We start from the raw sequence: 13,755 nt of genomic DNA, 5'->3' as shown, positions 1-13,755 counted from the left end.
AAAAACCTTATCTTATCACAGCCGGTTTTACCGCTTTCGGGCAGTAATTTGTTATAATACAGGGCATTTTAATCGTGTTGAAATAAAGTAGCACAGAATCCTCGTGCCCAAGACGCTCTTAAAAAAGGCATTGGAGTGTTGATAAAAAAAAGAAGCATAACGGTTCGCTATAACGAAGAGGGAATCCCGTATATTACACCCAAGTCAGGTTGTTATCTTTCCTTTCAGATCTCACCTATAGGAGGTGAGATTGAAATTTTGGGTAATAAAATCGGATTACAGCTTCTAGCAAGGAGCATCTTAGGTATAGCTAAAATGGAGGAGGTGGATATGACATATCATATCCACCTAGATGAATTGTACTCCTTAAATAAAGAAGGTAAGAGTTTTGTTATTCATAAAATAGAGAATGACGATCTTAAGTGAAGAAGTAATGAGATGATTGTTTCCATTGATGTTGATGCACAAAAAACTTTTACGCCTTTGTGTCCTGATGAGCTGCCTGTAAACGAGGGGCATTTGATTGTCGAAGAGTTGAATGCCCAAGCCGCTTTGGCGGATTTGCGCGTAATGACGAAAGATGCGCATCATGCGGCGGCGAAATGGCTTGTGGATAACTCTGTTGATATGTTGAAGCCGACAGGTTTGCCCGATGCGGATTTGACTTGGGTGGCTCATGCAATGGTCGGTACGCGCGGCTATGAATTGTTGGACGGGCTGCCTTCTGCCAAAGAATACGATTATTGCGTTTGGAAAGGTGTTGATCCTGAATTGCATCCTTACGGCGCGTGTTTTCACGATATTGAGCAAAAACTGAGCACTGGATTGATTGAGTGGCTGCGTTGTCAAAATACGGATATGGTCATTGTCGGTGGCTTGGCTACGGATTATTGTGTTAAAACAACGGTTTTGCAGTTGCTCAAAGGTGGTCGTTGGCAGGTTATCGTCAATGAAGCGGCTTGTCGGGGTATTGCGCCGGATACCATTGAAACGGCATGGCAGGAAATGCGTTCTGCCGGTGCCGTCATCTTAAAAAACGCCGAAGAAATTAAAAAATATATTAATAATCAATAAGTTAAAATTGTTTCACGTGAAACATACTTCTTAGAATATGAAAATTTTGCTTGTCCGCTTGTCCAGTATGGGCGATTTAATTCACACTTTGCCCGCAATCGAGGATTTGGCGCGACAATGCCCTGATGTGGAACTCCATTGGCTGTGTGAAGCTGGATTTGTAGATATTGCGCGCCTGCATCCGTTTGTAAAAAAAATCCATGTAATGAGATGGCGGCAATGGCGCAAACATCTCTTTCGGGCTGAAACTTGGCGAGAAATAGGTCGTCTGAAACAGACTTTGCGGCAGGAAGTATTTGATTTTGTATTGGATAGTCAAGGTCTGATTAAAAGCGCGTGTTTCGCCAAAATGGCAAAATCCCCTATTTATGGTTTGGATAAAAATAGCGCGCGTGAGGGACTGGCTGCGGTTGTGTATGAGAAAACATACGCTGTACCGAAGGGAAAAAATGCCGTTTGGCGCAACCGAGAGCTGTTTGCCCAAGTATTTGGGTATGTGATGCCTGAAACGCAGGTATTTGGTTTGACTGTTCCTGAAGCAGGTCGTCTGAAAAATTTAGAGCAGCCGTATTATGCGGTTTTGCACGCGACCAGTCGGGATAGTAAGTTATGGCCTGTGGAAAACTGGCGGGCGTTGCTGCAAAAACTGAATCAAAAACAACAATGCAATGTTTATTTGCCTTGGGGAAACGAGGCTGAAAAAGCGCGTGCGGAACAGATTGCAGACGGGCTGCCGTTTGCCATAGTGTGCGCTAAAATAAATTTATTACAGGCGGCGTACCTGTTGAAACACGCGGTCGGAATAGTTGGTGTGGATACCGGTTTGCTGCATTTGGCGAACGCCTTGGAAAAACCTGTGGTCGGGATTTATACCGATACCGATCCGATTAAAACAGGCGTTCAAGTTTCAGTTGTTGCAAAAAATTTGGGTAATATTGGGCAGATTCCGACCGCAGATTTGGTTTATCAAACGTTGATGGATTGTGTTGCAGCAGACAAAGGCTAAAGGGTTGTCTGAAACTGATATAGCACCTGATATTTTTCAGTTTGTTAAGCATAAGAATGTATATCTACCAGCCTGAGTAAATGCTTTAAAAATGGTATAATCGGCAAGCATTATCTGAAAGATTTCTGAATGAATTCGTTTTTAAGAAAAAACGGATTTGATTTTATAGGGAAGAAGGTTTGGCTTCGCTGAATAGTGAAAGCAACGTTCTTTTTGGGAGAATTCAATGAAAGCACTGGTCGCGGTAAAGCGCGTAGTAGACTACAACGTCAAAGTTCGTGTAAAAGCCGATGGTTCGGATGTAGATATCGGTAATGTCAAAATGTCGATGAATCCGTTTGACGAAATTGCTGTGGAAGAAGCTGTTCGACTAAAAGAAGCCGGAAAAGTAAGCGAAATCGTAGCGGTTTCTTTGGGTGAGAAAAAATGCGAAGAAACCTTGCGTACCGCTTTGGCTATGGGTGCCGACCGTGCCATTCATATTGAAACTGATGTGAAATTAGAGCCGCTGGCAGTTGCCAAGCTGCTGAAAGCTGTTGCGGACAAAGAAAATCCGCAAATTTTCTTTTTGGGTAAACAAGCGATTGATGACGATGCCAATCAAGTGGCGCAAATGCTGGCAGCTTTGCTGAATGCGGCGCAAGGTACGTTTGCTTCAAAAGTACAAATTGAAGGTGATGAAGTACAGATTGTGCGCGAAATTGATGGCGGCGAAGAAACCATAGCATTGAAATTGCCCGCTGTTATCAGTGCAGATTTGCGTTTGAACGAGCCGCGCTTCGTCAAACTCCCCAATATTATGGCGGCGAAGAAAAAACCTTTGGAAAAACTGGCTCCTGCCGATTTGGTTGCCGACATTTCACCTCGTCTGAAAACGGTGAAATTCGCCGAGCCTAAAGCGCGTCAGGCAGGCGTAAAAGTAGCAAGCGTTGCCGAATTAGTTGAAAAATTGAAAAACGAAGCCAAAGTGATTTGAGGAGACTGAAATGAGCGTATTGATTATTGCCGAACACGACAACAAACAGTTGAATCCTGCCACTTTGCATGCTGTTACCGCTGCCGCAAAACTAGGCAAAGTCGATTTATTGGTTGCCGGAAACGGCGCATCGTCCGTCGTGGAGTTCGCGAAGCAAGTAGCGGGAGTGGAAAAAGTTTTGGTTGCAGATGCTGCCCATTATGCTGAAGGTTTGGCTGAAGAGTTGGCTCCGCTGGTTGTCAAATTGGCGGCGGATTACCGCTATGTTGCAGCAACGGCAACCACATTCGGTAAAAACCTTTTGCCCCGCGTAGCCGCCTTATTAGACGTACCGCAAATTTCTGATTTGACCGAGATTGTAGATAACACGACTTTTGTACGTCCGATTTATGCAGGTAATGCATTTGAAACCGTGCAAGCCAATGCGGAAAAATTGGTGCTGACCTTCCGTGCGACGGCTTTTGACGCAGCGGCGGTGCAAGGTGGTAATGCTGAGGTAATTAATATTGAAACAACCCCTGCCCAAAACCTGAGTCGTTTTGTTAACCGTCAGCTTTCCCATTCCGATCGTCCCGAACTGACTCAGGCAAAAGTGATTGTTTCCGGTGGTCGTGCGTTGGGTAGTGCGGAAAAATTTAATGAAGTGCTGACACCGTTGGCGGATGTTTTAGGTGCGGCAATCGGTGCATCCCGTGCGGCAGTTGATGCCGAATATGCGCCAAACGATGCTCAAGTCGGACAAACCGGTAAAGTGGTTGCGCCGCAACTCTATTTTGCAATCGGTATTTCAGGTGCGATTCAACACGTTGCTGGTATGCAGGACAGTAAGGTGATTGTCGCAATCAACAAAGATGCCGATGCGCCGATTTTCAATGTAGCCGATTACGGATTGGTTGGCGATTTATTTGAAATTGTTCCACAATTAACAGAAGTATTGAAAAAATGATGTTTCACGTGAAACTTTCAGACGACCTTGTATTAATGAGGTCGTCTGAAAACATTTCAGCATGATTACGACTTATAAAACCATTACTTCCCCGACACAGGCTGAGTTTAAAGATAAAGGCAGCCGTTTTATTGCATTTGCCTATCCGATTCGGACATTGGCTGATGTGAAAAAATACCTCGATCCGTTAAAGGAAGAACATCATAAAGCACGACACTGGTGTTATGCCTATCGTTTGGGCGTGGATGGTATGCAATTTCGTGCCAACGATGATGGAGAGCCATCAGGAAGTGCTGGGCGACCAATTTTGGGACAGATTGATTCGGTGGGTATCACCGATGTTTTGGTCGTGGTCGTCCGCTATTTCGGTGGTACTTTATTGGGCGTTCCAGGTCTGATACATGCGTACAAAGAGGCGACGGCTCAGGCGTTGGCGATTGCGGAAGTGATTGAAAAGAATATTGAAGAAACCGTTTGGCTGAGATGTGAATATCCGTTTTTGAATGAAGCGATACGCATCGCTAAACAACATCAGGCGGATATATTCGAGCAGGATTTACAGTTGGATTGCCGATTGACGGTAAGTTTGTCGTTGGCAAATTATGAGGCCTGTGTTTCGGCTTGGAAGAATACTCGGCAGATTGAAGTAAATATGGAAAAGCCTTTTGAATGAAAGGTCGTCTGAAAATCCACATCTTAGGGTTTTCAGACGACCTCTTCGCTGATTAATCTTCTTGCGTATATCTGTCCAAGGCATCGACGCTGGAGCGCAAATGTAGCCAAGCCAATTGATGGAATTCGCCCAGCGCGTTCCATAGCGCATCTTCACTCATAATGCTGTATTCGCCTTCCGTACTCAAATCCAGTTCTGCCCCGTCTTCAATAACCTGATGACACGCCTGATATTCGTGGGTGTAGAAATTATCCATATCGCGAATTAAAGCGACGGCATATTTCCAACAGCGGATGTTTTCTTCCAGTTGCGGTAGTAAATAACACCATTCGCGGTATTTGCTTTGGATTTCATCAATACGTTTTTGCATGGTTGCTCGTCCTTTTTTAATTTTGTGGATAAGTTGAATAGGTTGCAGAGGGGCTGAAGTGGTTTTTATTTGATTTCACCAAAATTTCTTCAAACAGGATAAAAGTTCCTTTGTGTCAAGTTTTCGTTAAAAGTATATATTTATCAAGGATATGGTATGAAGCTGCTGGTTATCGGTAATGGCGGTCGCGAACATGCGCTGGCTTGGAAATTGGCGCAGTCGCCCAAAGTGGAAACAGTATTTGTTGCGCCCGGTAATGCCGGTACGGCGATTGAACCCAAGCTGCAAAACATCGCCTTGACCGCGCATCGGGATTTAATCGAATTTTGCCACAAAGAAAATATTGCTTTTACCGTCGTCGGTCCTGAAGCACCTTTGGCGGCGGGTGTTGTGGATGAATTCCGTGCTGCAGGGCTAAAAATATTCGGTCCGACACAATATGCGGCTCAGTTGGAAAGTTCTAAAGATTTCGCCAAAGCATTTATGGCGAAATACAACATTCCAACCGCGCAATATCAAACCTTTGAAAATGCCGATGCCGCACATGATTACGTCAATCAGAAAGGTGTGCCCATCGTCATCAAAGCCGATGGTTTGGCGGCAGGTAAAGGCGTGATTGTGGCAATGACTTTGGATGAAGCGCATGCTGCGATTGACGATATGTTGTTGGGCAATAAAATGGGCAATGCCGGCGCGCGCGTTGTGATTGAAGATTTCCTGCAAGGCGAAGAAGCGAGCTTTATCGTTATGGTTGATGGCAATCATGTATTGCCTATGGCGACCAGTCAAGACCACAAACGTCTTTTAGACGGAGACAAAGGTCCGAATACGGGCGGTATGGGTGCGTACAGTCCCGCGCCTGTGGTAACGCCTGCTGTGTACGAGCGTGCGATGAACGAGATTATTTTGCCGACCGTAGCGGGGATGAAAGCGGAAGGATATGAGTTCACCGGTTTCCTGTACGCAGGTTTGATGATCGATCAAAGCGGAGCACCCTATACGATTGAGTTTAACTGCCGTTTCGGCGATCCCGAAACCCAGCCGATTATGAGTCGTCTGAACAGCGACTTGGCGGATTTGGTCGAAGCAGCAATAGACGGCAAACTCGATAGTGTAACCGCGGAATGGAGCCCGCAAACTGCCGTGGGCGTGGTACTGGCGGCGCAAAATTACCCCGAAACGCCCAAAAAAGGCGATGTTATTTCCGGTTTGGATGCCGCTAACCAAGTAGGCAAAGTATTCCATGCTGGCACAACGGCAAACGAGAAAGGCGACGTATTGACCAACGGCGGACGCGTATTGTGTGTCGTAGGATTGGGCGACGATGTGGCTCAAGCCAAAGCCAAGGCGTATGGCGCATTGGAAAAAATCAGCTTCGACGGGATGCAATACCGTAAAGACATTGCCGATAAAGCGATTAACCGTTAATTAGAAAGAGGATGATGCCGTCTGAAGCCAAGTATGACTGATACGCTTCAGACGGCATTTTATATTATGTTATTTCCGAGAATTATCGCAGCATCAGCGCAACGTAAGTTAAGCGTTTATTTGAAAAAAGGTGGTTTGGTCGCTTATCCGACCGAATCTTGTTATGGCTTGGGGTGTCTTCCGACATTAGCCAAAGCACTCGGTAAGTTGGCGCATTTGAAAAAAAGGCCGCAACACAAGGGTATGATTGTCATCGGGAATCAATTTGAACAGTTGCAGCCTTTACTTCAAATGCCGTCTGAAAATCTGCAGGCTATGCTTAGAAAAGAATGGCCCGCCCCTAAAACGTTCCTATTATCTGCCAAATCCTGCGTATTACCTGAGTTACGCGGGAAACAGCGCAGCAAGTTGGCGGTCAGGGTTCCCGCCCATGTAGGTGCGCGCCGCTTGTGTCAGGCTTTGCAAACGCCTTTGGTCTCGACTTCGTGCAACCGCGCAGGCAAACGCGCGTGTCGGACGGAGAGGGAAGTCAGAAGGCAATTCGGACGTGATGTGTGGATTGTTGGTGGGAGAATCGGCAGGCAGAAATCGCCGAGTCAGATTATTGACGGGGAAACAGGTAAACGTTTGCGTTAGATATGGTTGCTTGAATGAAAACTTTTTTGCATACACAAAGAAAAAATTTTTCGGATGGTATTTCTCTACATGATTGTTATTGCACAGAGATAAAGGTAGAAGGACGCAACGTCTGCTTTAATTTTGAGGACGGTTTTATCGTTCTGAACAACAATCCAAACAATCAAGTGGGAAAGCATCTGAAAACAGATTTTTCCCGTGTTGTTTTAACCCATGAAAATGAAAACGCCGAAGATGATTATTTGGTCGATATTTTTGAAGACATCGTCTTTTTAGGGAAACGTTTGTTTACGGTCAGAAAATTTCTTGATTTTTCTGAATTGCTTGAGATGGTCAATACACAAGGCTATTTTCTTAAATTTCTGTATCTGTATGAGTGTATCGGTGTCAAAACAAGCGATTATTTTTTAGAGGCTGTGTTGGTTATGGGACGGAGCCGGGAATACAAAAAATGCTTTATCAAAATTATGGGGGCAAGCAGTTTTGTGTATCAATGGAACAATTTACGTTTGGATAGTGAAATTATATAGCAGGTTTATATTTCGGATAGAAGCCGGTTTTAAAAAATAATGTGGATAACTTTTGTGGATAATTTTCATGGAATGGCAAAATGCCGTCTGAAATGCTGATATTTCAGTATTTCAGACGGCATTTTTATAATAAGGCTTATGGATAAGTTTGTGTATAAGTTGAAATCAGAGTTTTTTTCCGCATACGGTTTCATATTGTTTTTCAGTTAATGTCCCGGACAGGATGCTCATCGGGCGGAGGGAAGAGGCTGTGTAGCTTTGTGTGGAAATTTCCGTGTTTTTTGTATCAAACAACTGTAGCGAACTTAAGCGGTATGTTTTGTTGTTGCAATGGATTTCCCACTCGGCAATGGCAGTCTTGTATGCGGGGGTGTTGGCAAAATGTTCTTGTTTTAGATTGGTAACAACTTTTTTATCTTGGAAAATCATCAGATTTCCGTTTTTTCTCACGCTGTCTTTATTGATATATGTATGGATATTGCCGTTTGAGATCGTGCCGATATTTTCCCATCTGGCAGACTTGTCCGGTGTACTGCAGGCGGTTAGTAATATAGGGAGTAAAACGAAAGATAGGAAGATTGGGCGCATTAAGGTTTCCTTAATCATTGAAATCCGCTCATTCAGAAAGGAACGGGTTGGGCGGGAGGGGTAGTGCCGTCTGTGAAATAAAGCAAATAAAGCAAATATGGCAAATTGATGCAGCCTTCGTATTTTGCGTATTTATATATTCTGTATGGGGAATATGCTGCTTTTGAAGTGTGTATTATGGATGAACTGCCGATAACAGTAAATCGGTTTGATTTGTTTCCGTCAGCTTATGCCGTCTGAAGCCCTTTCAGACGGCATTTATTTTGAAGTTCTGGTTGTTTTTGCCAGTGATATTTTGATGGTTTGAAGTTGTCTTTTATATTCACGGCAATACGGACAGAACAGCAGGTGTGTGTATATGGAAATCTTCTCGCCCGGGGTGGTTTCCCGATCCTGATGTTTGGAAAGAAGCAGGGCAATATCGCGGCATTTTTTCATAACGGTTACTTTGGGTTTTCTTGGTTGAACCATTTGATTTGCAGGCATTGGCGCAATGATTCTCGGGCGCGGTGCATAATGGTGTGGTAGTTGGCCGTGCTGATACCGCACATTTGTTGTATTTCGTCGGATGAAAAACCGAGTATTTCCTTCAGGGTAAATACCCGTGCGGTGTTTTCAGGCAGGTTGTATAGGCAGCTTTGCAGAATTTTTTGAAATTCGTTGTTGTTTAATGATTTTTCCGGAGTGTTCCAATGTTGCGGCTGCCCTTCCGGCGTCCAATGCCCGTTTTGGGAAAAATGGCTTTCAAATGCTTCATCCAGCAGCTCGTCATCCAGTGCGGTAAAGACTTTCCTTTGTCTCCCGATTTGACGTAATGCGTCAATAATTTTGTTTTTCAATATGGCAAAAAGCCAGCTGTTGACAAGCGCCCTGCCTTGAAAACTGTCGCCTGCGCTGTATGCGGACAGCAATGTTTCCTGTACTAAATCTTCAGCCAAATCAGGATGGTCGGGCAATTGAAGCCGCGCAAAATGCAGAAGTAGTTTGCGCGACTCCATTAATTCGGCATCGGTCAGGTCGGGTAGCGGCATAGTATCGGGAACAAGGTAATTTTATGCGGATAGATGGTTTTGGCCAGAGGAATTGTCTTCCATATTTTCAGATATGGCGGACAAGGAGGGGATGATAATTCTTTGTTCAATCCAGCCTGACCATTTCCCAAGCAAAATATTTTTCCAATTATCGTCCTCAGGCATAAATTCGACAAGGGGTTGGGCGAGGGTGTCAAACGAAAGCGCGGAGGAACCCATTATCTCCAGCAGCATCATATCGAAGCCGTCCAATGTTTGGTACATCACATCATCTTCGGCGTTTCGCCATATTAACAAGGCTGTTTCCGCTTCCTGCAAATCATCGGTAACATCATATCGATATTGCCGGATAAAGGCCGCAGGGGAGGGCGTGTATTTGCTGTGATTTGAATAATGAATGTCGGGAATATCCGGAATTTGTGCAACTTCTGCCAGCAATTGGGTATATTCAAAATCCATCAGTGCCAAAATGCTGTCTAAAAGCGGCAGGCTTTGGCAATATTGTAGGAACTCGCCGGGGATTTCTTGAAAATAGGGCGTTTGGGCGCGCGCGTCGCGGACGAAACCTTCTTTCAGACGGCCCCATTCTTCGCGGTCAAAGTATTGCAGCGTTTCGGTATAGCAGCGGTCGATAAAGCTGTGGATATTGTTGCGTATCAGGCGGATATAGACGTTCAGGCGGTCTTGCGGCAGACCGTCTGCGGCTTCGCCCCCGCGTATGGCTTGGGCAAAGCGGTGCTGGTATTGGGCGGAGGTTTCAGGCTGCACGGCGGTATTCCTTTCCGGCACGCGTTTGATAATCGGCGATTTTGGCGACTTCGGCTTCGAGTTCGGCAAAAGGTGGGAAATTGAAATCGCGTTCCAACAGGGTGGGAGGAATCGTCGGCAGCTTGGCATAGGCAAGTTCGAGCAAGTCCCAAACAGTCGGCAAAACTGCCGCCCCGTGGGTATCAATCAACAATTCGGGATTTTCGGCATCGTGTCCGGCGATGTGGATGTAGCACACGCGACCTGCGTCAATGTTTTCCAAAAAAGCCTCCGGCGACAACAGACCGTGATTGACGGCGTTGACGTAGATATTGTTCACGTCCAGATGAATACCGCAATCGGCCTCACGTGCGACCGCGTTGAGGAACTCGACCTCGTTCATCTCGGCAAGCGGAGAATGCAGGTAGTAGGACGTGTTTTCCACGGCGATGCGGCAGCCCAAACGGTCTTGCACTTCGCGGATACGCCGCGCCGTATGATGCACCATTTCTTCAGTGAAAGGCAGCGGTAACAAATCGTAAAGATGACCGCCGTCGTGGCAGTAGCTCAAATGGTCGGAGAAAAACGTGCAATCGTAACGGCGCATCATTTCTCTGATGCCGTCTATCAAATCAGTATCCAGCGGGGCTTGCCCGCCCAGCGACATAGACAATCCGTGCAACGCCAGCGGCAGCCGCTCCGCCACGCGGTCAAACTGTTTGCGCGCCCTGCCGCCCATTTTCAGCCAGTTTTCCGGTGCGGCTTCGATAAAGCATATCGGGCTGTTTTCGGAAAGCGAGAGAAAGTCTTCCGCCAAGTCGCGGCGGTAGCCTAAGCCTGCGTGTTGAATCATATTTTTACCCGGTTCGGATGGCACAAAAGAATAATGTGCTGGTTTAAAAAAATCTTTGTTTGCCGTTAAAAAAGCCGCATTTTACTGAAAAACGCGGCTTGGTTTGAAGGGGCGGTATTATTTAGAACCGCATTTGCCTTCGCCGCATTTGCCTTCGGCAGATTTGGCTTTGGCTTTGGATGCCTTAGCGTGTTTGTGGGCTTTTTTTACGGTCGCACCGCATTTGCCCTCGCCGCATTTGCCTTCTCCTGCTTTAGAAGCAGCCGCGCCGCACGAACCTTCGGCAGATTTGGATGCGCCGCAAGAGCCTTGGGCGGATTTTTGAACGCCTGTTGCGTTGCTTGCCGGTTTGTCGGCGGCAACGGCACCGGCGGCCAAAGACAGGGATAAAGCACCGGCGAGTGCGGCAGCAATGTTTTTGTTCATTTCTATTTCCTTTTCAGAATATCAAGTTAACGAGATAAGGTTGGAATGTTTAAAGTCAGATTCCACGACTGAATCAATCTTGTTTCAGACGGCATCGGGGGCAAAACCGTTTTTTCAGCAGCGTATCCAGCGACCATCCGCCCGCACCCTGCAAAAGCAACGGGATTAATACCACGATATAAATTAAAGCCATTTTATAACCGTTGTCGCAGACATTGTAACCCGAACCGGCGTGAACCGCAGCCCAAGCGACGGCGGTAACGACCATCAGCCCCAATGCCGACAGGCGCGTTGCCAAACCCAAAAGCAACAGTACGGGCAGCAAAAGCTCCGCATACATAGCGAGATTCCAGTTTAACGCATCCGGCAGCAAGTTGAACGGGAATGGGAATTGATCGTTGATTTCGGAAAACCAATTCTCCCCGTTCCATTTTTGCAAACCCGATTCCAAAAATTCATATGCGGCAAACAGACGCAAAACCAGCATAGCGGATGCCGTCTGCCAAGTTGTTCCGATTTTCATAAGTGTTCCTGTTTTTGGTTCTGTTGATACCCCGTTAGACGGATTTTGTCGGAAAAACTGACACCCGGCAGCCAATAATTTAACAAGTTAATGAATATAAAAAGAAAGTATTTTGACGGAAAGAAAGGGAAAAAGGCGGGATATTTGGATAACGGCGGTGTTGTGAGATAATTCCCGCCTTGGACGGTATGCTTTCAAATGCTAATCCCGACAACAACAAAACGGGACTACTCGATGATAATTTATCAAATAAATCACATTAAAAATAATCAATATGGATAAGGGCGTAAAAAAATACGGAAAAATCTATGAAATCTCGCTCCCGAATGGGAAATTTGCTTACATATGTAGGGTGAGGCAATACGAGTTTGGTATTTTTGATTATCTCTCGGAAAAGACAGCCAATATGGATGAGCTTCTTTCTGTTGGGTTTAGGACTTATAAATCCTGTATAGAAACAGCCATAAGAAAGAAGATTTGGAAACTGATAGGGCGAGTTGATTTAGAGAAAGAAAATATAATATATCCAGATTTAGCGATTTTCTTATCATACAATAAAGAACTTTTTATTAGACAATCAAGAGTAATGAGAAACGGAAATCCTTTGGTAGTTTCTCAAAAAGATTATATAGACTTACTAAAGCGAGGGTATATATTTGGTTTCTTTGACGATTACAAAATCTTTGAACTCTGGCTGTCTAGTAATATGGAAAATTATCCAGAAAGTGAAGGCATATTTCCTTTGCCATCTCAGTATTTATAGGGGCAACGGCCTATGTCGCTGGAAAATGAAACTATTGATGGTGGCTTCGATCATTCATATGACCCCAACAATTACAATTTCCGTAAAGGAAAAAAAGAAAATATTAATTTTGATGATGACTTAACAAAGCCCCTTTCGCTTGGCTGTCAAAGGAGATTGTTAAGAAAAGCAATCTCCCTTTGACGGGGTGCGATATATAAAGGAATGGAAAATATGGTAATGTTTTCAAAAATCAGACCACTTTTGGCAATCGCTGCCGCCGCATTGCTTGCCGCCTGCGGTACGGCGGGAAACAATGCCGCCCGCAAGCCGGTGCAAACCGCCAAACCCGCCGCAGTGGTCGGTTTGGCACTCGGTGGCGGCGCATCTAAAGGATTTGCCCATATAGGCATTATTAAGGTTTTGAAAGAAAACGGTATTCCTGTGAAGGTGGTTACCGGCACATCGGCAGGTTCGATAGTCGGCAGCCTTTTTGCATCGGGTATGTCGCCCGACCGCCTCGAATTGGAAGCCGAAATTTTAGGCAAAACCGATTTAGTCGATTTAACCTTGTCCACCAGTGGTTTTATCAAAGGCGAAAAGCTGCAAAATTACATCAACCGAAAAGTCGGCGGCAGGCAGATTCAGCAGTTTCCCATCAAATTTGCCGCCGTTGCCACTAATTTTGAAACCGGCAAGGCCGTCGCTTTCAATCAGGGGAATGTCGGACAGGCGGTTCGTGCTTCCGCAGCCATTCCCAATGTGTTCCAGCCAGTCATCATCGGCAGGCACAAATATGTTGACGGCGGCCTGTCGCAGCCCGTGCCCGTCAGTGCCGCCCGGCGGCTGGGTGCGGATTTCGTGATTGCCGTCGATATTTCCGCACGTCCGAGCAAAAATGTCGGTCAAGGTTTCTTCTCGTATCTCGATCAGACACTGAACGTGATGAGCGTTTCCGCGTTGCAAAATGAGTTGGGGCAGGCAAACGTGGTTATCAAACCGCAGGTTTTGGATTTGGGGGCAGTCGGCGGTTTCGACCAGAAAAAACGCGCCATCCGGTTGGGTGAAGAGGCAGCGCGTGCCGCATTGCCTGAAATCAAACGCAAATTGGCGGCATACCGTTATTGACGCTATGCCGTCTGAACGTGTTTCCGGAAGGCTTTATCCATAGAAAAAAATACCCGAATCCCGTACAATACGCCCCTA

19 protein-coding genes are annotated in these 13,755 nt (G+C 45.8%); 11 read left to right on the top strand and 8 right to left on the bottom strand.

What is annotated here, in order from left to right; translation table 11 throughout:
* Positions 1-135: 135 nt before the first annotated feature.
* From RDY34_RS10690 to RDY34_RS03755, 6 genes are all read left to right on the top strand, one after another.
* Entirely contained in the window at positions 136-426 is a 291-nt protein-coding gene (locus tag RDY34_RS10690) for an Imm32 family immunity protein (RefSeq protein ID WP_115437566.1), read from the top strand.
* A 12-nt stretch (positions 427-438) separates the two neighbouring features.
* The gene (locus RDY34_RS03775) at positions 439-1,074 is read left to right on the top strand and encodes a nicotinamidase (RefSeq protein ID WP_003750639.1); all 636 of its coding nucleotides are present in this window, start codon (positions 439-441) and stop codon (positions 1,072-1,074) included.
* A 37-nt stretch (positions 1,075-1,111) separates the two neighbouring features.
* Positions 1,112-2,080 (top strand): lipopolysaccharide heptosyltransferase I, encoded by a 969-nt coding sequence (waaC, locus tag RDY34_RS03770; RefSeq protein WP_003750638.1) that lies wholly within the window; start codon positions 1,112-1,114, stop codon positions 2,078-2,080.
* Positions 2,081-2,306: 226 nt separating this feature from the next.
* On the top strand, positions 2,307-3,056 hold the full coding sequence (locus RDY34_RS03765) for an electron transfer flavoprotein subunit beta/FixA family protein (protein WP_003750633.1): 750 nt from the start codon (positions 2,307-2,309) through the stop codon (positions 3,054-3,056).
* Positions 3,057-3,066: 10 nt separating this feature from the next.
* Complete coding sequence (locus RDY34_RS03760; protein WP_003750631.1) at positions 3,067-4,002, top strand: electron transfer flavoprotein subunit alpha/FixB family protein; 936 nt, start codon at positions 3,067-3,069, stop codon at positions 4,000-4,002.
* A 61-nt stretch (positions 4,003-4,063) separates the two neighbouring features.
* Positions 4,064-4,675 carry an IMPACT family protein gene (locus tag RDY34_RS03755; RefSeq protein ID WP_003750628.1) on the top strand — a complete coding sequence of 204 codons (612 nt, stop codon included), beginning with the start codon at positions 4,064-4,066 and terminating at the stop codon, positions 4,673-4,675.
* A 52-nt stretch (positions 4,676-4,727) separates the two neighbouring features.
* Here RDY34_RS03755 and RDY34_RS03750 read toward each other — a convergent pair whose 3' ends face one another.
* Positions 4,728-5,045 carry a DUF4298 domain-containing protein gene (locus RDY34_RS03750; protein WP_003750626.1) on the bottom strand — a complete coding sequence of 106 codons (318 nt, stop codon included), beginning with the start codon at positions 5,043-5,045 and terminating at the stop codon, positions 4,728-4,730.
* Positions 5,046-5,201: 156 nt separating this feature from the next.
* Between RDY34_RS03750 and purD the strand changes: the two genes are divergently transcribed.
* Genes purD through RDY34_RS03735 form a run of 3 tightly spaced genes read left to right on the top strand, consistent with a single transcriptional unit; the run spans position 5,202 to position 7,639 of the window.
* Positions 5,202-6,473 carry a phosphoribosylamine--glycine ligase gene (gene purD / locus RDY34_RS03745; RefSeq protein WP_003750624.1) on the top strand — a complete coding sequence of 424 codons (1,272 nt, stop codon included), beginning with the start codon at positions 5,202-5,204 and terminating at the stop codon, positions 6,471-6,473.
* Positions 6,474-6,506: 33 nt separating this feature from the next.
* A complete protein-coding gene (locus RDY34_RS03740; protein ID WP_003750622.1) occupies positions 6,507-7,109 on the top strand; it encodes an L-threonylcarbamoyladenylate synthase in 603 nt (200 codons plus the stop codon).
* Positions 7,110-7,123: 14 nt separating this feature from the next.
* Positions 7,124-7,639: a hypothetical protein gene (locus RDY34_RS03735; protein ID WP_003750620.1), complete on the top strand. Its 516-nt coding sequence runs from the start codon at positions 7,124-7,126 to the stop codon at positions 7,637-7,639.
* A gap of 165 nt (positions 7,640-7,804) precedes the next feature.
* Here the strand turns inward: RDY34_RS03735 and RDY34_RS03730 are convergent, their stop codons facing one another.
* From RDY34_RS03730 to RDY34_RS03700, 7 genes are all read right to left on the bottom strand, one after another.
* Positions 7,805-8,245: a surface-adhesin E family protein gene (locus tag RDY34_RS03730; RefSeq protein ID WP_003750618.1), complete on the bottom strand. Its 441-nt coding sequence runs from the start codon at positions 8,243-8,245 to the stop codon at positions 7,805-7,807.
* A gap of 240 nt (positions 8,246-8,485) precedes the next feature.
* The gene (locus RDY34_RS03725) at positions 8,486-8,665 is read right to left on the bottom strand and encodes a zf-HC2 domain-containing protein (RefSeq protein WP_017629134.1); all 180 of its coding nucleotides are present in this window, start codon (positions 8,663-8,665) and stop codon (positions 8,486-8,488) included.
* A 5-nt stretch (positions 8,666-8,670) separates the two neighbouring features.
* The gene (locus tag RDY34_RS03720) at positions 8,671-9,258 is read right to left on the bottom strand and encodes a sigma-70 family RNA polymerase sigma factor (protein WP_196428252.1); all 588 of its coding nucleotides are present in this window, start codon (positions 9,256-9,258) and stop codon (positions 8,671-8,673) included.
* A gap of 21 nt (positions 9,259-9,279) precedes the next feature.
* The gene (locus RDY34_RS03715) at positions 9,280-10,026 is read right to left on the bottom strand and encodes an HvfC family RiPP maturation protein (protein WP_118780820.1); all 747 of its coding nucleotides are present in this window, start codon (positions 10,024-10,026) and stop codon (positions 9,280-9,282) included.
* Complete coding sequence (locus RDY34_RS03710; protein ID WP_118789767.1) at positions 10,016-10,858, bottom strand: HvfB family MNIO-type RiPP peptide maturase; 843 nt, start codon at positions 10,856-10,858, stop codon at positions 10,016-10,018. Before RDY34_RS03710 ends, RDY34_RS03715 begins: the two co-directional genes overlap by 11 nt.
* A gap of 117 nt (positions 10,859-10,975) precedes the next feature.
* On the bottom strand, positions 10,976-11,284 hold the full coding sequence (locus RDY34_RS03705) for an HvfA family oxazolone/thioamide-modified RiPP metallophore (protein ID WP_107819792.1): 309 nt from the start codon (positions 11,282-11,284) through the stop codon (positions 10,976-10,978).
* A 73-nt stretch (positions 11,285-11,357) separates the two neighbouring features.
* Positions 11,358-11,807, bottom strand: a complete 450-nt coding sequence (locus tag RDY34_RS03700) for an HvfX family Cu-binding RiPP maturation protein (protein WP_003710760.1) — start codon at positions 11,805-11,807, stop codon at positions 11,358-11,360.
* Between the two features lie 274 nt (positions 11,808-12,081).
* Between RDY34_RS03700 and RDY34_RS03695 the strand changes: the two genes are divergently transcribed.
* Together RDY34_RS03695 and RDY34_RS03690 are read left to right on the top strand one after the other, a co-directional pair.
* Positions 12,082-12,570 (top strand): Imm26 family immunity protein, encoded by a 489-nt coding sequence (locus RDY34_RS03695; RefSeq protein ID WP_308074455.1) that lies wholly within the window; start codon positions 12,082-12,084, stop codon positions 12,568-12,570.
* A 213-nt stretch (positions 12,571-12,783) separates the two neighbouring features.
* Positions 12,784-13,677, top strand: a complete 894-nt coding sequence (locus RDY34_RS03690; RefSeq protein ID WP_308074454.1) for a patatin-like phospholipase family protein — start codon at positions 12,784-12,786, stop codon at positions 13,675-13,677.
* The last annotated feature ends 78 nt before the right edge of the window (positions 13,678-13,755 follow it).

It is taken from the genome of Neisseria polysaccharea (genome assembly GCF_963392925.1).
GTDB classification, from domain to species: Bacteria; Pseudomonadota; Gammaproteobacteria; order Burkholderiales; family Neisseriaceae; genus Neisseria; species Neisseria polysaccharea.
Note: the sequence above shows the minus strand (reverse complement) of the source record. Positions and strands in the feature narration are given on the sequence as shown.